Source organism: Paenibacillus sp. FSL R10-2782, assembly GCF_038592985.1.
GTDB lineage: Bacteria > Bacillota > Bacilli > Paenibacillales > Paenibacillaceae > Paenibacillus > Paenibacillus terrae_C.
Genome location: NZ_CP151951.1, coordinates 892492 through 915214, shown reverse-complemented (window position 1 = coordinate 915214; position 22723 = coordinate 892492). Strand labels below are relative to the sequence as shown.

Below are 22723 nucleotides of genomic sequence, written 5' to 3'. Positions count from 1 at the left end.
GAGGAACGCAACATGGCTGAATTAAACTCAAGATTATTTAGTGCCGCAGACAACCTGCGAAGCAAGATGGATGCATCAGAATACAAAAACTACTTATTAGGATTGATTTTTTACAAGTACTTATCTGACAAGTTATTAGAAAAAGTAGTTGAAATAGCAGATGAATCGTTAGAAGAATACAACACACAAGAAAAGCAAACTCAATTGTATAGGGATTTATTAGCAGATAGAGATATAAAAAATGACTTGATTGAAACGTTAGTGGATACATTGGGCTATGATATTGAACCAGAGTATTTATTCAATGTATTAACCAATCAAGCGAAACAAAACACGTTTCAGTTGAATGACTTGAATAAAGCCTTTATCGATTTGTCTACGGAATATGATCAATTTAATGGATTGTTTGATGATGTGGATTTGAAATCAAAAAAACTGGGATCAGATGATCAACAACGAAACATTACCATTACGGAAGTACTGAAGAAACTAAATGATGTCGATGTGCTGGGACATAATGGCGATGTCATTGGGGATGCCTATGAGTTCTTGATTGGTCAATTTGCCTCGGAAGCTGGTAAGAAAGCTGGAGAATTCTATACACCTCATGAAGTTTCTGACATGATGGCTCGTATTGCCGCAATTGGTCAAGAAGACAAGAAACTATTTAGCGTATTTGACCCAACCATGGGATCAGGTTCCTTAATGTTGAATATTCGAAACTATATTAACCATCCAGATAGTGTAAAGTATCATGGACAAGAACTAAATACAACTACCTATAATCTAGCGAAGATGAACTTGATCTTGCATGGTGTGGATAAAGAAGATATGCGTTTACGCAATGGGGATACATTGAACAAAGATTGGCCAACAGATGAGCCTTATACCTTTGATTCCGTCCTAATGAACCCACCCTACTCAGCTAATTGGTCTTCAGATGATACATTCTTAGATGATTCTCGATTCAATCGTTACGGGAAGTTAGCGCCAAAATCAAAAGCAGACTTTGCTTTTCTGTTACATGGGTTCTATCATTTGAAAGATTCGGGAACAATGGCAATCGTCTTACCGCACGGGGTATTGTTCCGTGGAGCTTCAGAAGGTGTAATTCGGAAGAAATTATTAGAAGATGGAAGTATTTATGCCGTAATAGGCATGCCAGCAAACTTATTCTTTGGGACATCGATTCCAACAACAGTAATTATCTTGAAGAAAAATCGTACCACTCGTGATGTGTTATTTATTAATGCAAGTAATGAGTTTACGAAAGGAAAGAACCAAAATAAACTTCACAAAGAAAACATGGATAAGATTGTCGAAACGTATAAGAAGCGAGAAGATGTGAAGAAATATGCCTATGTCGCTACCTTTGATGAAATCAAAGAAAATGATTTCAATTTAAATATTCCTCGATACGTAGATACCTTTGAGGAAGAAGAAGCACCTGTTGATATGGCTGAAATTGGCTCAACGATCAAAGACATTCGAAGAGAAAAATCAGAACTAGAATCTAGCCTATATGACATGATTTCATCGTTACAATTTGATAAAGAAAACACAGAATGGATCAAAGGTGCATTAGAGGTGTTTAATCGTGGGAAATAAGCGTGTGCCAGAAGTGAGGTTTGAGGAGTTTAGTGGGGAGTGGCAAGAGAGTAAGCTTTCTGATATTGTTAAACTATTTGGCGGAAATGCATTTAGTAGTTCAGATTCAAATTCATTTGGAATACCATGGTTGAAAATTGCTAATATAGGAAAAAAAGGTATTGATTGGAGTGTGTCTAGCTATCTCCCTGATGAATTTTGGACGAGTTACAAAGATTATCGTCTATATAAAGGTGATTATGTAATGGCGTTAACACGTCCCATTTTGAATCACATTTTAAAAATTTCCATTGTTGATAAAAAAGCATTGCTTAATCAGCGAGTCGCAAAATTAATTTTTTCAACAAATGCAGAATATGGTTATCAATTACTACAAAGAAGATCTGTTGTGGATAAAATCGAAAATGAATTAGCAGGCACAGACCCTCCAAACTTAGGAAGTGGAAATCTAAAGAATATTAATATCTCAATTACTCTTAATAAAGACGAACAGTCTAAAATCGGCAACTTTTTCAAACAACTAGATGACACTATCACTTTTCATCAGCAAGAACTAACCACCCTCAAACAAACAAAACTGGGATTCTTGCAAAAAATGTTTCCAAAAGAAGGGGAGTCCGTGCCGGAAGTGCGTTTCCCAGGGTTTACTGGAGAATGGGAACAACGTAAGTTTAAAGACTTTATCTCTAAGGCTGGTAAGAAAAATACAATGGGTGAAAATTATTCCGCATATTCTGTAAGTAACAAGTTGGGATTAGTTAGTCAAACAGAGCAATTTAATGGGAATCGATTAGATAATCTTGATAAAGCATCTTATAAATTAGTTAATCCTAATGAATTTGCGTACAATCCAGCTAGAATTAACGTTGGCTCTATTGCATTCAACAACCTCAATAAAACAGTAATTGTGAGCTCACTCTATGTAGTTTTAAAAATGAGTGAGGAGCTGGATAATGAGTTTATTCTACAATTTATTAAATCGCAATTTTTTATTGATGAGGTAAGAAGAAATACTGAAGGAAGCGTAAGAGAGTATCTATTCTTTGAAAATTTTAAAAATATAAAATTCCCTTATACTTCTAGCAAGGATGAACAGTTAAAAATCGGCAACTTTCTCAAACAACTCGACGACATTATCGCTCTTCATCAATGCGAATTAGATGCCTTGAAAGAAACGAAAAAAGCATTCCTACAAAAGATGTTTGTCTAAGCAAATAGAAGAGAGGTAGAAACATGACAAAGATACCGCATAATGACGAAGCTGAAGTGGAACGTCGCCTGATTGAGGTGTTAGGTGAAGGGCGTAATCAATGGAGTTATCGTCCAGATTTAAAATCAGAAGAAGACCTATGGAAGAATTTGCGTCAAAAAGTTACGCAGAATAACTTATCAGAAATTGGGGATCATCCCATTTCTGATAAAGAATTTGACACGATTAAAACAGAGTTATTATTGAAAACACAGACACCCTTTGATGCTGCTAGATGGCTCAAAGGGGAGAATGGAATTGCTCGTATTACGATTGAACGTGAAGATGTATCTTTAGGTTCGATGTCTTTAGTGCTATATTCCAATCAAGACATTGGTGGCGGAATCTCTACATACGAAGTCGTTCATCAGATTGCGAAACAAAAGGCCAACGTTGATGATCGTGATCGCCGATTTGACGTGACACTCTTAATCAACGGGTTGCCCATTGTTCAAATTGAATTGAAGCAAGTCAGTGCCAAGGACGGCGTATTCCAAGCCTATAATCAAATTAAGAAATACGCAGAAGAAGGGATGTTTAGAAATAATATCTTTTCTACTCTTCAGATATTTGTCATTTCCAACGAACAAACGACTCGCTATTTTGCCAATGCGATGCCAAAAGACATGCATAAGAAATTTATCTTTAGTTGGCGGACAACGGACAATCGAAAAGTAGAGAATCTCTATGAATTTGTGAAACAGGTCTTAAATATTCCAGATGCACATCGATTGATTGCCAATTATACGATCGTTAGCGAGGACCAAGACAACAAAACCTTAATGGTATTACACCCTTATCAAATTCATGCGATTGAAGCCTTGTTTACGTCTGCCATGAAGCATGAATCCGGATATGTGTGGCATGCAACTGGTTCAGGAAAAACGTTGACGAGTTTTGTTTCTACGAAGTTATTAGCTCGCAAACCAGGTGTAGATCGTACAATTATGCTCATTGACCGAAAAGACTTGGATAATCAAACGACGACAGAATTTACTAAATTTGCTTCTGAGTTTAATACGGGTATTTCTTCTGGCAATGCCAAGTCTAATAGCTTGATTGTCGGAACCGGAAGTGCGAAAGAGCTAAGTAATACTCTTCTATCTGATACCAATTCCAATACCGTGATTATTACCACTCGTCAAAAACTAGAAGCTGCCTTGCGCTATGCCCAAAAGCAAGAGGAACAAAGAGGCACCCAACGTTATAAGAAACTACTGGGGCAACATATTGTCTTTGTCGTAGATGAATGCCATCGAGCGTTAAGTGCTGAAGGGATGGAAGTGATTAAAGGATTCTTCCCAAATTCTACTTGGTTTGGTTTTACAGGTACGCCGATATTTAATGAAAATAAAAAACAAGCTAAAGGCCAATTAGCTCGCACCACTCGTGATCAATATGGAGTGTTTTTGCATACTTATACCATTAAGAATGCATTGGATGATGGGGCTGTTTTAGGGTTCCAAGTAGAGCATGAAGATACGATTGAACCCGCATCATTAAATAATTATATTTTTAATCAACTTCGTTCAAGTGAAAAATACGCCAATTTTACTGCGGATGAAATTAATAACATCATTGATCAAATGGATGGAATGGAAAAGGAAGCATATCTTGAACCATCATCTTTCGAAAGTGATAATCATATTCAAAAAGTCATTCATAAGATCTTTCGACCAGATAACGCCTATATCAAATTTGATTTCCAAAACGGTCATCCGCAAAAGTCTGCTATCTTAACAACAAGTTCCATTGATATGGCGAAACGCTACTATCAGGCAATCAAGGAAATGACCAAAGATCCAGAATGGTTGGCGAAAGAATTTGCTGGACATCCGATTCGAACGGGGCGTACGATTGAAGATCCGGACTTTCCTCGAATTGCCGTCACCTATTCGATACAAGAAAACGAAGATAATTCCAAACAAATTCAAGATGAAATGAAAGAGATTATTAAGGATTATAACGGTTATTATAATACAGCTTGGTCGATAGAAGATATTGAACGATATAATGGTGATATTAACAATCGTTTAGCTCGTAAGAAAGCAGAGTTTAAAAAATTCGGGAAACAAATTGACCTTGTCATTGTTGTAGATCGTTTATTGACTGGATTCGATGCACCCACGATTCAAACGTTATTTGTGGATCGTAATTTAAGTTATGCCAATTTGATTCAAGCCTTTTCTCGGACCAATCGTACCTATCCCGGAAAGGCAAAAGGATTAATTGTAACATTCCGAAAACCTTCGACAATGGAACAAAATGTAAAGGATGCGACGAAGTTATACTCTCAAGCACAAGAGGAATCTAATCTTGTTTATCCAACTTATGATGAATCGAAGAAACGCTTCAAAAAGGCTCACAAAACATTGCAAACGTTGGTGCCAAATCCAACCGATATTAGCGAACACTCTCCACTTGAAACCCGGATTGAATTTGTGAAAGCTTTTCAAGAGTTAAATAATGCCTACGAAGCTTTAGTTACGTATGATGATTACAACGATGAAATGGAGAAATCAAAAGCACTCCAAGAACAGGTAAAGACCTTAGAACAATATATTGGCGTGTACAACACGGTTAAAGGATCGCTAGTCGATGAAGGGGACGATGATAGACCAGAAGGACCAGACTTCTCAGACATTGAATTCTATGGAGAAAATGCAATTAAGATCTATGATATTGACTCAACCTATATTGACCTATTATTGGAAACGTACTCAGCCAATAATCGGAATATTCGTGATGAGATCGAAAAAGCACTTCAAAAATTGAAAAAATCAGAAATTGTTAAAGAAGTATACCGTGCGATGTTAAACGCTATTGATACCACAGAAACAGATTCAGAGGAAGATATTCTTGTAGTGAAACGACGCTTCTTCACTAAAGCACGTAGCAAGGCGATTAAAGAATTTGCGAAAACTTGGTTTGTAGAAGAAGGGGAGCTACATTCATCTGCTATTCAATATGTGATAGGATCAGAGCCTATTCCGAATATAGGGGGAATTATTGACAGCAAGCAATTTGATAAGTATAAAGCCGTACATCCAGATGCAAAACCGTTGAAATATGGACCAGAAATGAAGCGTCAGTGGCGAAAGACATTAGATGAAGTCATTGTACCATTAAATGACGAGTTGAGATGAAATGTTTTGAAATGAATGTTTTTCTTTACAAAGAGTCAGAAATATAGGTTTTTTTTATAGCTAAGACCAGGTGAAGCCAATCAATACGATAGGAAGTTGTCTTCAAGTTTGAAGAACTTTTCCAAACGTAGTAGGCGCATGAAATCTATTCATGCGTCTACTTTATTTATATAGGCTAGCGCCATCCCAATATATTTAATTGAGCATATCACCCAGCAGGCAAGAGGAAAATTAGAACATCTATCTCCCCAAATTTGATGCGGTCAAGATACTAGGGCTGTTGAACAACAAGATGCCTACCTCCACATGATTGTTGAGCATGACCTATTAACAAGTTACCCTCACATAAGAACTGAGATTATTCGTTTAAAAGAAGAAGGGGTTAAAACATGACCTGCCTTTGCTCAAGTTTTTGGATTAGAAGGCGATCCCTATGATGAGCTTCTTGTTTTAGGAAGAAAGCTGGGATAATAGATATACCGAACATATAAAAAATGATAACAGGCTCAAAAAAAGAGAGGGGGTTACCCGCTCCGAAAATATATTTGCCAAACATCATGATTAAAGTGCTCATTTTGGACAGACAAGAGATACTACCGACGAGAAATTTTTCTACTTAGTGTTAATAATTATATTTGCTATTCTTTGAAAAATAATATATCGCCTTAATTGTAGCTATGCTTGTTAGTACACACCCTAATGCAGCGGTAGGGCTAAGCTCCCACCTTTCCATTGATTTTGCTTCTTTACTATGTCCAGCCATATTTCGTATATCACCAACTGCAAGTGATATATTTTTTAGTTTGGCATGGATTAAAGGAATACCGGAATTATCAGTATTTGAATAGAGAAAGTTGGCTACTTGTGTGATACCATTTTGTTTACTAGGATCTGCATTCAATTCGATAGCTATCCTTCTTAAAACATCTTCAAAAGCCCTTCCTGCACATTGGATTGCTTCTCTAGGATTGTCTCTAAAAATCAAGATGCTTTTCTTTAACTCTTCTATTTCATCATGAATTAACCATTTAAACACATCTTCCCCCAGACAATCAAGTAGATAGAGGCTTATGTTTACTTCTTCAAAAACTTCTTTAGATAGCTTATTAACCATTGTCATGTCATTAAAATTAGGGTCAATGTTAATTATGTTACCTTTAGAATCGAGAAAACCGACCCCTTTTGCCCAAGTTTGTAATAGTTGACTAATTTGCACTGGAGTTTTATTAAATGTGTACAAGGAACTCAGCTTTCTAGCAGCTGTATCACTTTTATCGCCATTAGTAACATATCGAAGATATATAATAAAAGCTTCCCACTTTTCTAAACTATTTCGAAATATTGAAATTTTTAATTCATTACTCGGAGTCGATGTAATAGGACAATCATCGGCTATCACATATTTATTTTCGCCTAATTCCTTTATCATACCTAACAAAAGTCCTGCACAAACTGCACTTTTTACATAAAGCCCGCTTTTTGCCGTATATGTAATGAGTGACTTTAAATCAGTCACACCATGGTAACATCTAGTCACTACATCCATTACCAAACTTATCGATACGTTATGTGAGGGTAAATCAATTTGTTTCTCAGTCATTATCAAATTCTCCATAGGCTGCTTTAAAGAAAGCTTTAATTTTATCTGTATCCCATTCAGACATATCAACTGTTATTGTTATATTTGGTGTAACTTCAACACTGTGTATGTTAGGAGGAGAAGGTTCTGACTTTTGTGTAGGGAAAAAATCAGTTACATTATCCTTACTTCCATTATCATGTGAGCTGGATTGGTCAACTGGTACCTCTTGCTTCAGTGTTGTCTCCTCGATAGCTTCTAAATTTGTAGTCGTATGTGCTTCATCAATAAGCTTCTTTGCTTCAGCGTTCCATTTAATTCTTGTGGCTTTTCCTCTTCTTCCTATAATAAACTCACCCAATCCAGCTAATTCAATAAAACTACCAAAAACACTCGCCGCTTCATCTCTATTATTAGGTGAAGCCCCAAAATCATTCCTACCCCAAAAGTTCTTAACATTCTCAATATCAGTCTCTTGTTGGAACTCACTTTCTGTCAATTTAGCTAAAAACAATTCGTATGGGGGATAATTCAAAATTACTTTCCGAAAAATTTCTCGTTTTTTTTCTTCATTTGTTTCATACGCCAATTCTTTACCGAGTGCTTTAAAATTAAATCCATCTATTAAACCGAGTATTTCCATTGTTTTACGTGCGCCATCAATTTTAGCCCCTGAGTAAACTGCTCTGATACTCTTTTCGTCGCCCTGTTTCTTTTTGATAGCCTCCAATAGCTTTAAGATATTCTCCCAGCTTGTCCCATAAGGTAAGGTTTCCTCAATTGTTTCAGAATTGGTAATAGCCACATTTATCCCCCCGCTTCAATCAAATTTAGGAATATTGTACCATAGAGCATCAATTAGCGATATAGCTGACGTTTATGTATCTATTTCTAGTAGATGAGTTATGTTGCGCCTGCGGAACTGAAATTATAGGGTAAAAGCCTACCAAAATGTCGCCCTTCCACAATAAGTTTTCAAAAAAAAGAAGCGGGTTCACCCGCTCCAAAACTATACCTGCCAATACACCTCAACTATTAGTCTTTCCTGACCAACAGTGAGCAACACTTCTCGCGTGCCTTATGTATGTAAATAAAATATGTTCCCGCACTCAACCCTAAAGCGTTTTTTGAATGCAGGAACATATTCAAGTTGCTCTTAATCCCTCGTACATCAATGCTTCTCATCTCGATATATTACTACCACGCACTCCACATGCACCGTATGCGGAAACATATCCACGGGCTGAACCTCCACCGTTCTATACCCGCCATCCTCCAGTATCCTTAAATCCCGTGCCAGCGTACTCGGATTGCAGGATACATAAACCACGCGCTCTGGCTTCATCTCCAGAATGGTTTCGAGCAGGCGAGGATCGCAGCCCTTGCGGGGTGGATCGACGACGATGACGTCGGCGGTGATGCCTTGCTCTTTCCAGGCGGGGATGACTTCTTCGGACGCGCCTACCTCAAACTTCACATTGCGCATATTGTTCAGCAGCGCATTACTCCGTGCATCCTCAATGGCTTCTTTGACGATCTCCACCCCATACACCTGATCCGCATGTTGAGCGAGGAACAAGGAAATGGTGCCGATGCCGCAATACGCGTCAATTACCGTTTCTTTACCCGTGAGTCCGGCATATTCGACGGTTTTGCTATATAGCACCTCGGTTTGAACAGGGTTCACCTGATAAAAGGATCTCGCGGAAATAGCGAACTGGACGTTTCCGATATAATCGTAGATCACGTCACGGCCCCATAGCACACGGGTTTCGTCGCCAAAAATAACGTTCGTTCGCTTGGTATTCACGTTCTGGCAAATGCTTGCCACGTGCGGAATGTATTCACGGATACTGCCAATCCAGGCATCCGCGTGCGGGATATCTCGTCCATTCGTGACGAGTACCAGCATCATTTCACCTGTGCGAAAAGCAGTCTTAACGACGACATGACGCAGCAGCCCGCGTCCGGTTTCTTCATTATATGCGCTGATGCCCAGCGTCCGCCCAATCTCTTTGACACGTGCAACGACTTCGTCGTTACGCTCGTCCTGAATGAGACAGGTGTCCATATCCACAATACGATGACTGCCACGTGCGTAGAAGCCGCCGACAAGCCCGCCTTCGGTGACACCGATCGGCACTTGGGCTTTGTTGCGGTACCTCCACGGCTCGCTCATGCCCAGCGTAGGAAGTACCTTTACAGCAGCTTGCTCACCTACGATGGAACCTTCATTTCCCTCCACATTCAGCTTCCCGATACGCTCCAGCACGTCCACGACATGCTGGCGTTTCCAGCCTAGCTGCGCTTCGTAGCTCATATGCTGAATCTGACAGCCGCCGCACTGATCGTAGATGGCGCAGGGAGCTGCAATCCGGTCAGGGCTTGCCTGCACGATATCCAGCAGCTTGGCATAGCCGTACTGCTTCTTCGTTTTCAGCACCTTTACTCGTACCTTTTCACCCGGCAACGCGCCTGGAACGAACAGTGTAAAGCCCTCAACACGCCCCACGCCTTCGCCGTCATGGTTCATGCCGATGATGTCCATCACGGCTTCATCGTTTTTTTGCACTGGCAGATCGGTACGCTCTACACTGACCCGGTTACGATTGGATGCATCCTGACTTTGTTCACCACCGGAAGAACGAAACGACCCACGTCCTTTTTCCGATCCCTTCCGTTTCCGTTCCTGCGCACTTCCACTCACACTTCTGTTTCCATTTCCGGTCCCAGCTCGAAGCTGCCCCTGTCCCTGTCCTCTTTCACTGTTTATCGGCATGGTCTTTTTCTGCGGCTTCCCTTGATTGGGTGCTGCTTCATTCCGGCGGCTTTTTCCACGTCCGCTACGGTTACTCGTCATTATAGATGTCACTTCTTTCTGATAATCTTTTCAAACCTGTTTATGCTCATGATCGGCATACAGCCTCATATCTAATCACGCGGTCATCGCTCAACTCATTAATGCCAGTACCGTGAACTCGAAAATGCCGTTACTCCCCACGGAGAACGGCAAGAACCGATATCGTCACAGCGAAAAATAACTTCCAGCTCTACATTCCATATACTGTACTGCATCGTCATTCCTTACCGAAAAACATTCAAATGCTGCGGTAAATTGCGGAAGGTTGCTGGCAAGGTTCCACCCAGTTCGCCATCCAGATTAAGCTGGACATAGCCGGGCGAGGTTACTTCCATGTAATCTGTTTTAAAATAAACGATTTTCTTGTCCTGCAAGTGCTCACCACGCAGCGCGAGTGTCACGAGCCGAATCATTTCCGCAAGATTACATTTGCGCACAGCGATCACATCAAGTAGCCCATCATCAATGGTCGCGCCGGGCGCCAGCTTTTCAAATCCGCCCACCGAGTTCGTATTAGCAATCAGGAAAAGCATGAACTCGTCGTGTATCACTTCCTGACCCGATGCCTTGATAATCAATTCTTGCGGGGCAAGGCTGACCATTTTCTCCACACCCTTAAAATAATAAGCCAGCTGTCCAATCATCGTTTTCAGCTTGCTCGGCACTTCATACGTAAGTTCAGTCAAAGTACCGCCGCCGGCGATGTTAATAAAATACCGATCATTAGCCTTACCGATATCCAGTGGCTTCGGATTTTGGCGAATAACCAGATCACAATAATCCTCCCACTGCCTCGGTATGCCCAAAGCTCTGGCAAAATCATTTGTCGTCCCTAGCGGGAACACGCCCAAGGGCGGACGGTTTTCCTTTTCGGCCATCCCGTTAATCACTTCGTACAATGTACCATCCCCACCTGCGGCGATGATCATATCATACCCGCGCTCAATGGCTTGAGCTGTCGCACGAGTTGCATCCCCTTCGCCCGTAGTTGCATGGCAAGAGGCTTCAATACCGCCTTCATCCAGACGCTGCAAAATATCAGCAAGGCGACGCTTCATTTCCTCACGTCCGGAGGTCGGATTGTAGATTAATCTAGCACTTTTCATTCCCGATACGCCACCCGTATATTTAATGATATTTATGTTTATATTCTCATTCATTACATTCACCCTGTACAAAATATCATCATACTGGAAAAAGGCCTCTTTTACAATCAAAGAAGCCTGCGCTTACCTAAATACGGGAATTTCAAGCTATGATAAAGCTGTAGCTGAACCAAGCGCCCTGTTGCTCAATCTTGCTTGTGCATTCTTTGCAGCAGTTCATGAATTTGCCCGTTCATCCAGCTTGTGAGCAGGGGATGCGGCAGCAGAGGATCTCCCGAATAACGGTATTCAAGCCCCTGTAATCGTCCAGGAATGATATGACTTGTAAAATATCCCGAGCTTAAAAAAAGCGGCGCCACAATAACATCATGACCCCGCTCCCGCTTCCAGTACGCTACCTTATCATATACACTCTCAGGATTCAGCAAGGCGTAGTCCGTAGCGATCCTACTCACCCTTTGCACCGTACGGGCTAACGAAGAAATCCCTCGCTCCCAGCGCTGAAAAAAGCCATCATGCACACTGCCATGTCCCACGAGCAAAATAGTCTCTCTCGCAGGGTTGACCGACAATGGGCTAACCTTGTCCCACACCATGTGAGCCACATCTTCTCCGTCATCCAGCGGACTGCCAAAATGCACACACGCCTTGATCCGAAAAGGCTTCAAATCCGTTTCTTTGTCTGGCGTATCCTTGACTCCCAGCGCATAACTGATCTCATCTACATGCGTGCTGCCGGACGACATAAACAAGGGCACAACCAGCAAATCTGTCACACCCAGGGATTCCAAACGGTCAATACCATCCTGGATCAATCTTCCTTTAACCGTTTCCAAAAATGAAATCTCTAACGGCATGTCCTTCGGCAAATGGAGCTTTGCGGCCGCCTGATCCACCTGTTCCACCCAATACGACTCCCTTGAGCCATGGCTAATGACCAGTACCCCAGGGCTTCGCATTAGCGTCCCAGACGCTCAAGTGTCAATTTATACCCGTCATTACCGTAGTTGAGGCAGCGTTTAACACGTGAAATCGTAGCTGTACTGGCACCCGTCTCTGCTTCAATCTGGTTATACGTACTACCTTTACCCAGCATACGGGCAACTTCCAGACGTTGAGAGAGGGACTGAATTTCATTAATCGTGCACAAATCATCGAAGAATACATAGCACTCTTCCAAATTTTTTAGAGTCAGGATGGCTTCGAACAATTGATCAATACTTTTATCATTAAGCTTTTTGAGCTGCATGGATTATCATCTCCCAAGGTTACGATCTATCCTCATTGTACCCGAGGAATAGTCGGTTTTTCAAGCGTTAACGATTTCACGCATCACAGAACAGCATTATTTTTCAGCAGAATCGTACTGTGCTAGAGCCCAAATCCGCTTTTATACCTGATTTCGGGACACGCGCCTAAACCCACTGTGCGTTTGTAACATACAGTAGAGTATCAACCTACAAAGGAATGTGATCTCATGCCTGGAAACTACTATCATCGGAGGCCGCCACAGCGTTCCCTTTCCGATCCGTATAATTCATCTTCATACCCGGGACTCGACACGTACAGCAATGTTCCGGAAGTCGATTCCTCGGGAATCGTGCCTTATGAGGCGCCAGCAAGCATTACAGAATCTGCCGCCGTGGTCACGGCTGATCCGGCCTCAGCCAAAGGAGGCCTGCTTGGCAGTCTTGGCAGCCTTAGCAATCTCAACGAAATTAAAGGCTTCATTGACCGTATGGGCGGCATTGACGGGATTGTCGCTACTTTGGGCAAGGTACAAAAGGTCATGTCCAGCGTGCAGCAGTTTGCTCCGATGGCGAAGCTGATTATGGGATCTCTCCCAGGATTGGGTAAATCTGCGAGCAAAAATTCTGCAACGGGAATCGCGCAGGAATTGGATGAATATACACCACCGCGCCCACGCCGGAAAAAGACACAGCGCAAAAGCTCCACGACTCCACGCAGACGTCAGAGCAACCGCAAAAGGAAGTAAGCTATTTTATTTGAACCAGCCTCGACGCATAAACCAGATTACCATCGCTGCACTTAATATGAACATAAAGAACAGCACTCCAAAATAACCATATTTCCAGCCCAGCTCGGGCATATACGAAAAATTCATACCATAGATCCCCGCAATCAGCGTCAGGGGCATAAAAACAGTCGTAATGACAGTCAGCGTCTTCATGATCGAATTCATACGGTTGGAATTTAGCGAAATATAACTGTCTCTCAGGTCGGCTGTCATCTCGCGGTCGGCCTCCAGCATGTCGGTCAGCTTCAGCAGGTGGTCATAAATATCCGTAAAATAGACCATATGCTCCCCTTTACCCTGCACATGCTGTGAATTAAGGACCCTGTACATCAAATCCCGCATCGGCACAATTGTACGGCGCAGCTTGAGCAGCCTGCCTCGCAGAGCAAACACCTGCTTCATCAAGTCCTCCACTGATTCACGCCCGCCCAGGCTCTCCAGCTCTGCAAGCTCATCCTCAATCATGAACAAACTCGGGAAATAGTTATCCACCAGCTTGTCCACCACTGTATAAACCGCAGCCAACGGTCCACGCGACCAAATTTTGCGTTCATTGGCATGCTGGACAATCCGTTCCCAAGCCTGATCCAGCTCCTCCAGTTCATGATGATGGTATGTCACCAAAAAACGGCTACTAATGAACATATCCACTTCTTCCGCATCCAATGTATCTACATCCAGCGCATGTACTACCAGAAACTGCACATCCTCATAATAGTCCAGTTTCGGCCGTTGCAGGACATGCAGACAATCTTCCACAGCCAACGGATGAAAATGAAAATAACTCGTCAGCAGCTCTGATTCATGATCGGTAGGCTCGCTAAAATCCACCCACATCCATATATAATCCTCCATGACGATCTGCTCCAGTGGCAGCCCCACCGTCACCTGATGATCATGGCCTATGACCAATGTACGTATCACCGTACGCCCCCTCTCGCCTAACACTACTATCATTGATTCTACTTATATTGTATATAAGCTATTCAGCGTTATACAAATACAAATCTCAAGTCTCATATTCATGCTTCATACAGCAAAATAAAGAAAAGGATATCTCCGGGCCATCACAATCCCCCAAGATATCCTTATCAAATATAAATCCAACTCAAACGATATGTTCCATCTCTCTATCTGATAAAAAGCTAACTTCAGGATTTTGCAAAATCCTCAACTTATAATGATAACTATGCTTCAATTAATTTCACAAAGCCTGTGCTGGTCGCTTCATATCCTAATCGGCGGTAAAACTGGTGTGCATCCTGACGCTCACTCCGATTACCGCTGTTCAAAGCAATCGCAACCAAGCCATTTTCTTTTGCCCAAGCTTCCGCTTCCTGATTTAGCGCCTTGCCGATGCCTTTATTACGATGTTTGGAATCCATCACAAAAACAACGATACGCGCATAATCTTCATTTCTTTCATAAAAAATATCATAGTGTAGCCCCACCATCCCAACCACTTCCCCTTCCATTTCAGCAACCAGGGTATGATAGTTAGGATTAGAAGCGATACGCTCATATCTCTGTTTCATTTCCTCTATAGATGTAGGATAACCCAATTCCTCCATTAAATATGCCAAAGCCGGAATATCCTCGTGATGAGCAGTCCTTATCTTCAAAGTAAGCCCTCCACTTATGAAAATAAATATCATAAAAGAACAACCACCTACGTCCACGAAGTGCCACTCCGCGGTCGGATGGTGCTTCCCATCGCTGTTGCGCCCACTTCGTTCTCGTTCAACTCGTTGTATTCTTTAGTTCATTTTGTAAAAAAATCAAAATGGATCTACTACCAGAATATAATACTTACCTCGTTATTCCCCCAGCGCAGCAAGCACAGCGGTACATTTGAATCTGAAGAAGCGTCAGCGTTCGCCTGAAAGCTTTCCGTAGGAAAGCTCGCATCGTAAGCATAAGCTGCCCCCGGATTTCTCCAGCCATGAGCTTATTCAGGAAATCCGGGGGCAACAGCGATCGTAAGATCAAATGGAACGCGGAGCGTCTTACAACGAGCACATATCACATTCAACGCAAACCCTGCCCCACTTACAATACTTTCTCTAAAAAACTGATCGTCCGCTCATTTTGCGGATTACCGAATACCTCTTGTGGCGTACCTTCCTCCACGATGTAACCGCCGTCCATGAACACGACACGGTCGCTTACTTCGCGTGCAAAACCCATCTCATGCGTCACGATCATCATCGTCATGCCTTCACGGGCCAGATCATTCATAACGCCAAGCACTTCTCCGACCATTTCAGGATCAAGCGCCGAGGTTGGCTCGTCGAACAGCATAATATCCGGGTTCATGGCCAACGCGCGTGCAATCGCCACGCGCTGCTTCTGACCGCCGGACAACTGGCCTGGCAAGGCATCTGCCTTATCAGACAAACCCACACGCTCCAGCAGCTTCATGGCCGTCTCCCGGGCATCTGCCTTGGACTGTTTACCCAGCTCTGTCGGCGCGAACATAATGTTCTTGAGCACCGTCATATGCGGAAATAGGTTAAAATGCTGAAATACCATGCCTATATTTTCACGGACCTTGTTAATGTCCACGCTCTTGTCACTCAAATTGTAGTCATCCACGATGACCTCTCCTGCCGTAATTTCCTCCAGCATGTTCATACAACGTAAAAACGTACTTTTCCCTGAACCCGAGGGGCCAATGACGCAGACAACCTCACCTTCCTGCACTTGCATATCAATGCCTTTCAGTACTTCATTATTTCCATAGCTTTTTTTCAGGTTCTTGACGATAATTTTACCCACGGCGAACTCTCCCTTCAAGACGGTTGGAAATTTTGGTCAGGACAGTAATGACGATAAGATACATCACCGCAACCACCAGCCAAATGTCAAAAGATTGGAACGTCCGTGCAATAATGATCTTACCTGATTGGGTCAATTCGACTAAGCCTATAACGGACAAAATCGAAGTATCCTTCAACGTAATAACCAACTGATTAATAAACGACGGGATCATGATTTTCACGGCCTGCGGCAAAATGATTTTGAGCATAGCCGTCCGGTATGGCAAACCAAGCGAACGAGCCGCTTCCATTTGTCCCGGATCAATGGACTGAATACCACCTCTGATGATCTCCGTCACATAAGCTCCCGCGTTCAGAGACAACGTCAGTACGGCCGCAACAAAAAGCGGCATTTTAAAATCCAGTGCCTGCGGAATACCAAAGTAAATAAAGAAAGCAAGTACAATCAGCGGAATACCACGGAACACATCAACGAAAACCGTTGCAATTCCACGGAACAGTTTATTGTGACTCACCTTCATAAAGCCGAACACCAGACCCAGGACAAAAGCTAAGAGCAGGGATACCAGCGTATACAGCAATGTATTTCCCATTCCTTTGATCAGCGAAGGCAGGGAGGCAGAAATCAGTTCCCAGCGACCACGCTCTACAGGCGAAGCACCTTTGCCGGATTCACCCAGATACTTGGACATGATTTTGTCATACTCCCCGCTGTTACGGAGATTCACAAGCCCTGCATTAAATTTCTCTATGAGCTCTTGGTTTCTGCCTTTATTGACAGCGAAACCGTAAGAACCGCCTTTTTCCTTATCGGTCACAAGCTTGAGTCCATTATTCTGTGTCACTCCGTACGCCAGTACGGGATAGTCATCAAAACATGCAACCGAGTTCCCAGTTTTAACTTCATCGTACATTTGAGAGGAATCATCGAACGGAACCGTAGTAAAGCCATATTTGGACTTAATGGACTCCGCGAACGTGTACCCTTCTGTTCCCGTTTTGACAGCGACACGCTGCCCTTTCAGGTCCTCATAGCGCTTAATTGTATCATTATCCTTACGGACCGCCATGACGACACCTGAATCAAAATACGGTTCAGAAAAATCAAATTTTTGCTTACGTTCATCTGTGATGCTCATACCAGCAATGACGCCATCCACTTGATTCGTTTCAAGGGCCTGCACTGCCGCATTAAAGCCAAGAGGCTTGATGGTATAGTCAAAATTCTGATCCCTGGCAATAGCCGCGAGCAGATCCATGTCGATTCCAACAAATTTACCATCTACATCTTCAAACTCAAAAGGCGCGAACGTTGTATCCGTGCCGATATCATATTTTGTTTTGTTTTCTGCATGTGCCACTACGCCAAAATTACCAGCCAGGGCAACCACAAAAAACAGACAAATCATGAGCGCTGTTAATTTTCCAGATTTTTGCATAAGTACCTCCAATCAGTTGAACGGTTCAAAGTTTTCTGTTTATTCTACAGGAGTTATTAAAAATTGACTACTTTGATGTCAGATATTTTTTGAAAGATGTTTCATGGACCTGTCTGATCGGGTAAGGTTTAAAGGACCTGTCTTTTGCTCCTGTAATGCCAATAAGCCCCTGCCGCAAAAAGCGGAAGAAGCTTATTGTGTACCTATAGTGTGTACTTATTTTCTGAGAAATAATGATGAACTAGAAAAGAATTTTGAAAATTAAACCTGCTAGTAAAGCAGAAATTGGAATGGTAATAACCCAAGTAATGACAATGCGACCAGCCAGCGACCAACGCACAGCGGAAAAACGCTTCGCAGAACCCACACCCAAAATAGCCGAAGTAATGGCATGAGTGGTACTTACTGGTAAATGAAGCAGCGTGGCTGTGAAAATAACCGAAGCTCCGGAAATATCAGCGGCGAAGCCATTGATCGGCTCGATTTTAAAAATCTTGGTGCCCATCGTCTTGATGATCTTCCAGCCCCCAATGGATGTACCGAGCGCCATTGCTGTTGCGGCCGAAATTTTAACCCACATCGGCACTTCAAGATGATCCTGATAACCCGCCGAAACGAGTGCAAATGTGATAATCCCCATTGCCTTTTGGGCATCATTCGTACCGTGCGTGAACGATTGAAGCGCTGCCGTAATGACCTGCATCGTGCGAAAACCTTTGTTCACCGTATGCGGACTGCGACGAGCAAAGATGTATTTTAAAATCATCATTACAATATAACCAATTACAAAAGCAATTAGCGGGGAGAAGATAAGTCCCTCAACAATCCCGATGAAGCCGCTCCAGTTCAATTTCTCTGATCCCGCACCTACATACACCGCCCCGGCCAGCGCACCAATCAAGGCGTGGGAAGAAGATGAAGGAATACCGAACCACCATGTGAGCAGATTCCAGATAATCGCTGCGATCAGTGTCGCAATGACGATATCAATCCCGTTCGTAAGCTTGGTAGGGTCAGCGACACTGCCACCAATCGTCTTGGCAACTCCTGTAAACAATATGGCTCCCAGAAAGTTCATGACCGCAGCCATAATAATCGCACGACGCGGCGTCAACGCACGGGTAGATACCGAGGTTGCGATAGCGTTAGCCGTATCATGAAAACCGTTAATAAAATCAAATGCCAGAGCAAGAAAAATAACAATACCCAATACCAGTAAACTTGTATCCATGTAAAAGGACTCCCTTACGAGTTACGCATAATGATGGATTCCAGCATATTTGCAACATCCTCGCATGAATCCGTTGTCGTTTCAAGGCGTTCGTACAATTCTTTGCGTTTAATCAGTTCAATGGGATCCGTTACAGTTGCAAACAGGTTTTTGATGCAAATACGCAACAGCTCATCCCCCTGATTTTCCAAATCATTCAGGCGAATGGTGTATTCACGGATGGCCAGCAGCTTCTTCTGTGAAAGCAAATGTACAGCCTTCTGGATTTCATAAGCCGACTGACGCAAAATATCAGCGAACTGCACAATATATTCGTCCGGCTCCGTAATGTTGTACATATAAAAACGAGAGGCTGTCGCTTCCAGACCGTCCAGCACATCATCCATGGTCGTTGTCAGCTCCATGATATCGTCGCGTTCCAGCGGCGTAATGAAGGTCTTGTTCAGCTCAGTAATAATCGTGTGTGTGTAATCATCACACTTATTTTCATACTTCTTCATTTCATTAGTAAACAGAACCACATCTTGAAGATTTGAAGTATGTTGGGCAAAGTAATCGGCTGCTTGCACGATTGTATCTGCCATATTTTCCAACGTCTCGAAGAATATATCCTTTTTCTTCAATCTCATTAACGATTACCCCTTTACGAAAATATCCGCAACCTGTTTCGACTGCATTAGACAACCTTTGCTATCTTATCACACTCATCAATGTTTTTGTAAAGTTTGTAAAGGCAAATTTCACAATATTAAGTATACATTGCCCGACAAGGAAGTTCATTATCCGACAAATTATATCTAAAAGGGTGGATTATGGATTCCTTATTTTGCTTCTACACTTACATGCTCGTTTAGCGAAACGTCCGCCGGAACCACATGTATATAGGATGTACCCGGTACCAACGGAATTTCAACTCCATTTTTCATAAAACGAATAGCATCACCGGGCGTATGCTGCCACTCAGCGTGTATCAACTTCCCTTGTTGAAACAACATAGCCTCTCCACCGCCTTTAAGCTCAACGCTCAATCGACCTACATCATCCAGCGTTTGGTGCCTGGTGCTCATCACAATGACATTGGCCGCAGAGAGCTGCTTGTTATTGTTTTGATCCACATGTGACTTTTCGTTCACAAAACGCTTATACTGCTGATCTGACGGATCGTAGGTGTAAGATACCTTGTAGCTTTTAAGCAAAAAGCGGATTTGCAAAGATACTGCCTCCCCGTCCCCCATGATCGAAGCTTCACCGGATTTAAGGTAGTTATATACCGGAACCACCGTCTGCTTGGCGTAGCCTTTACTTTCGCTTCCTTGGCGAAGTCTGTTCACATCTGTGTACAGGTTGTGTGGAGGACGGCGATCCTTGCTTCTCCAGAAGTAAGCTCCCCCATTCGAAATCTCATCCAGGTGCTCTTTTCGTTGCTGCTGTAAAATCGCATAAGCATCTGTACTTCCCCCGGCGTGTATCGGCAACGCCCCGTATGTTTCGCCCAGCTCAATCAGATACGGCCGAATACTGCGAACCGGGCCAATTTTCACATTTCCGCCATGACTTTGGAAAAAAGCTACCAAACGGGTAATTCCACCTTCTGCGAGAACTTCATATACCATATCAGCCTCGCTAAGTCCCGCCTGAGGCCGTGCGGCTGGAGCATTATTAATCATAATCGCAAGCGGACGTTCCAGAACAGGCTGCTCCACCGGAAGGCCGGTAAGCGGAGCTGTAAATGCCGGAATATTCGGTTCCTTGAGCGGCTCCGGCTGTGTTTGTTGCTTTAGCGGTTGGGGAGCGGGTTCTGATTCACCCGATTGGGACATAGCAGAACAAGACATCATGGTCATACAAAGAAAAACCGAGGTCATCACACGCAACCACTGGCTTCGATTGAAAATGGGCCCGGACAACTTCATCCCTCCAGTTAGACATTTTCCTCATTATAAGCGTTATTTCCTGTTTTTGTCTTGATTGAATCTCCCCATCTCTATAGAATACTTATCTGAAGACATTAAAATTTAAAAAATATTCAGACTTTGTGATTTTTATCACAAATAACTGTAACTGAACCTAATACAATAAGGGTGTAACAGAGATGATCATCCCAAACCAAATGAATTACAAACAACATTATAAGATACGAAAGAGGAGTGGTTTGAATGTTTAACAACTGGTTGCGTGAAAATAAAGTAGCAATGTGGCTACTGACTGTAGTACGGGTTTATCTGGGATATGAATGGATGACCCATGGACTTGAGAAGCTGACTGGCGGATTCGATGCAGGCGGATTTATCTCGGGGGCCATTGCTAAAACAGGCGGAGAACATCCCGCTGTACAAGGCTGGTGGGGATCGTTCCTTGAAGCCTTTGCCCTACCAAATGTCGGTCTGTTCAACGTCCTGATCCCACTGGGTGAGTTCCTGGTCGGAGTTGGCCTGCTTCTTGGTACACTGACTACATTAGCTGCCTTGATGGCGATGGTCATGAACTTCTCGTTCCTGTTCTCGGGCACAGTAAGCACCAATGCAATCTACCTGCTGTTTGAAATCTTCCTTGTCGTTGCTGGAGCAAACGCTGGACGGATTGGCTTTGATCGTTGGGTACTGCCCTTCCTGCGTGGACTGTTCCTTAAAAATAAAGATACCTTTCCAGCGGACCCCGCTCGAAAAATAGCTTAGGTCCTCAAAAAAACAACCGTTACCCACCGGGCTAATGGTTGTTTTTTTGTGCAGCTATGCCTGCTATAAATGTTTTTGTTTTTGTATTTGTTGCAGCTATGCCTGCCAAGTCTCATCATCACCAATCCCCTTTTACACACAAAAAAGAACTTCCATTCCCACTAGCCATGTGGATTCGGAAGTTCTTTTTTCACATTTACGTATCACGTTCTTGACCGAAAGCCCAACAATTAAGACTCAGCGAGCCCAGGACATAGGACTGAAAAAGCTTCTGCGCCGAGCGCTGGTCATCCGCAGCCCCCATCGCGTAAAACAGCGGCGAAAAATGCTCTATCCCATAAGAGGGAACCGCCTGTTTGGCATAAGGAGCCTTTTTATCATATTGGAACAAATGACGTAAATTCCAGTCCTGAAGCTGCTGACCGATCCAGTTGTCATATTGAACCGCCCAATCTGCTGGCTCATTCGTCTGCTCCAGGGTCCGCAAGTTGTGGACCAATCCGCCGCTGCCGATGATCAAAATGCCCTGTTCACGCAACGGTGCCAGCATCCGCCCAATCTCATATTGCTCCTGCGGAGCGCGCCTAGAATCAATGGAAAGCGGAACGACCGGGATGTCCGCATCAGGATATATATGCCGCAAAACCACCCATGCTCCATGATCCAATCCCCGGTTCCGTACAGGCTGGTGGAACAGGTTGTGCTGACTGAACAGATGCTTTATCTCCTCATACAGCTTCGGATCGCCTGGTGCAGGGTAATCAAGTGTGTACATTTGTTCAGGAAAGCCATAGAAATCGTGCAACGTCGCATGCTGGTCATCCGCCCCGATACATTGATCAGCACTATCCCAATGCGCGGAAAAAATGACTATTCCTTTGGGTCGGGGCAGGCTCGCGCCCAGCTCGGCAAGAAAGCTGGTGTATGCATTGTTTTCTAAAGCCAGTGTCGGTGAACCGTGCGCAACAAAAATTGAGGGTAATGTCATCGCTGCCAACCTCCACACGCCAGT

19 protein-coding genes and 1 pseudogene are annotated in these 22723 nt (G+C 43.2%); 6 read left to right on the top strand and 14 right to left on the bottom strand.

Features of this window, described 5'->3' with window-relative positions; all coding sequences use genetic code 11:
• Positions 1 to 12 precede the first annotated feature (12 nt).
• The 4 genes and pseudogenes from NST83_RS04190 to NST83_RS04175 all read left to right on the top strand — a co-directional run.
• Positions 13 to 1608: a type I restriction-modification system subunit M gene (locus NST83_RS04190; protein WP_342416680.1), complete on the top strand. Its 1596-nt coding sequence runs from the start codon at positions 13 to 15 to the stop codon at positions 1606 to 1608.
• Positions 1598 to 2818, top strand: coding sequence for a restriction endonuclease subunit S (locus NST83_RS04185; RefSeq protein ID WP_342416679.1), 1221 nt, complete (start codon positions 1598 to 1600; stop codon positions 2816 to 2818). Before NST83_RS04190 ends, NST83_RS04185 begins: the two co-directional genes overlap by 11 nt.
• Before the next feature lie 23 nt (positions 2819 to 2841).
• A complete protein-coding gene (locus NST83_RS04180; RefSeq protein WP_342416678.1) occupies positions 2842 to 6003 on the top strand; it encodes an HsdR family type I site-specific deoxyribonuclease in 3162 nt (1053 codons plus the stop codon).
• 273 nt (positions 6004 to 6276) lie between these two features.
• A pseudogene (locus tag NST83_RS04175) lies at positions 6277 to 6474 on the top strand (DUF4269 domain-containing protein); the annotation flags it as partial.
• A 151-nt stretch (positions 6475 to 6625) separates the two neighbouring features.
• Here NST83_RS04175 and NST83_RS04170 read toward each other — a convergent pair.
• The 6 genes from NST83_RS04170 to NST83_RS04145 form a co-directional block, all read right to left on the bottom strand.
• Positions 6626 to 7603, bottom strand: coding sequence for a hypothetical protein (locus NST83_RS04170; protein WP_342416677.1), 978 nt, complete (start codon positions 7601 to 7603; stop codon positions 6626 to 6628).
• Entirely contained in the window at positions 7596 to 8387 is a 792-nt protein-coding gene (locus NST83_RS04165) for a hypothetical protein (RefSeq protein ID WP_342416676.1), read from the bottom strand. Before NST83_RS04165 ends, NST83_RS04170 begins: the two co-directional genes overlap by 8 nt.
• 366 nt (positions 8388 to 8753) lie before the next feature.
• A complete protein-coding gene (gene rlmD, locus NST83_RS04160; RefSeq protein ID WP_342416675.1) occupies positions 8754 to 10442 on the bottom strand; it encodes a 23S rRNA (uracil(1939)-C(5))-methyltransferase RlmD in 1689 nt (562 codons plus the stop codon).
• Between the two features lie 224 nt (positions 10443 to 10666).
• The gene (locus tag NST83_RS04155; RefSeq protein WP_342416674.1) at positions 10667 to 11548 is read right to left on the bottom strand and encodes a diacylglycerol kinase; all 882 of its coding nucleotides are present in this window, start codon (positions 11546 to 11548) and stop codon (positions 10667 to 10669) included.
• A gap of 185 nt (positions 11549 to 11733) precedes the next feature.
• Complete coding sequence (locus tag NST83_RS04150) at positions 11734 to 12507, bottom strand: CbiX/SirB N-terminal domain-containing protein (RefSeq protein ID WP_342416673.1); 774 nt, start codon at positions 12505 to 12507, stop codon at positions 11734 to 11736.
• Positions 12507 to 12797 (bottom strand): YerC/YecD family TrpR-related protein, encoded by a 291-nt coding sequence (locus NST83_RS04145; protein ID WP_014279885.1) that lies wholly within the window; start codon positions 12795 to 12797, stop codon positions 12507 to 12509. The genes NST83_RS04150 and NST83_RS04145 overlap by 1 nt, the downstream gene beginning before the upstream one ends.
• Before the next feature lie 228 nt (positions 12798 to 13025).
• On the opposite strand from NST83_RS04145, the gene NST83_RS04140 reads away from it, so the two are divergent.
• Positions 13026 to 13544: a tyrosine protein kinase gene (locus NST83_RS04140; RefSeq protein WP_342416672.1), complete on the top strand. Its 519-nt coding sequence runs from the start codon at positions 13026 to 13028 to the stop codon at positions 13542 to 13544.
• A 6-nt stretch (positions 13545 to 13550) separates the two neighbouring features.
• On the opposite strand, the gene corA is transcribed toward NST83_RS04140, so the two are convergent.
• From corA to NST83_RS04105, 7 genes are all read right to left on the bottom strand, one after another.
• Positions 13551 to 14510: a magnesium/cobalt transporter CorA gene (corA, locus tag NST83_RS04135; protein WP_342416671.1), complete on the bottom strand. Its 960-nt coding sequence runs from the start codon at positions 14508 to 14510 to the stop codon at positions 13551 to 13553.
• Between the two features lie 263 nt (positions 14511 to 14773).
• The gene (locus NST83_RS04130) at positions 14774 to 15208 is read right to left on the bottom strand and encodes a GNAT family N-acetyltransferase (protein ID WP_342416670.1); all 435 of its coding nucleotides are present in this window, start codon (positions 15206 to 15208) and stop codon (positions 14774 to 14776) included.
• Between the two features lie 427 nt (positions 15209 to 15635).
• Positions 15636 to 16364 (bottom strand): amino acid ABC transporter ATP-binding protein, encoded by a 729-nt coding sequence (locus NST83_RS04125; protein WP_342416669.1) that lies wholly within the window; start codon positions 16362 to 16364, stop codon positions 15636 to 15638.
• Complete coding sequence (locus NST83_RS04120) at positions 16357 to 17775, bottom strand: amino acid ABC transporter substrate-binding protein/permease (protein WP_342417870.1); 1419 nt, start codon at positions 17773 to 17775, stop codon at positions 16357 to 16359. Before NST83_RS04120 ends, NST83_RS04125 begins: the two co-directional genes overlap by 8 nt.
• Before the next feature lie 271 nt (positions 17776 to 18046).
• Positions 18047 to 19036: an inorganic phosphate transporter gene (locus tag NST83_RS04115; RefSeq protein ID WP_283654716.1), complete on the bottom strand. Its 990-nt coding sequence runs from the start codon at positions 19034 to 19036 to the stop codon at positions 18047 to 18049.
• Positions 19037 to 19050: 14 nt separating this feature from the next.
• Entirely contained in the window at positions 19051 to 19665 is a 615-nt protein-coding gene (locus tag NST83_RS04110; protein ID WP_014279877.1) for a DUF47 family protein, read from the bottom strand.
• A gap of 192 nt (positions 19666 to 19857) precedes the next feature.
• The gene (locus NST83_RS04105; RefSeq protein ID WP_342416668.1) at positions 19858 to 20943 is read right to left on the bottom strand and encodes a DUF3048 domain-containing protein; all 1086 of its coding nucleotides are present in this window, start codon (positions 20941 to 20943) and stop codon (positions 19858 to 19860) included.
• 249 nt (positions 20944 to 21192) lie between these two features.
• Between NST83_RS04105 and NST83_RS04100 the strand changes: the two genes are divergently transcribed.
• A complete protein-coding gene (locus NST83_RS04100) occupies positions 21193 to 21711 on the top strand; it encodes a DoxX family membrane protein (protein WP_342416667.1) in 519 nt (172 codons plus the stop codon).
• A 196-nt stretch (positions 21712 to 21907) separates the two neighbouring features.
• On the opposite strand, the gene NST83_RS04095 is transcribed toward NST83_RS04100, so the two are convergent.
• Positions 21908 to 22699: a class III extradiol ring-cleavage dioxygenase gene (locus NST83_RS04095; protein WP_342416666.1), complete on the bottom strand. Its 792-nt coding sequence runs from the start codon at positions 22697 to 22699 to the stop codon at positions 21908 to 21910.
• Between the last annotated feature and the right edge of the window lie 24 nt (positions 22700 to 22723).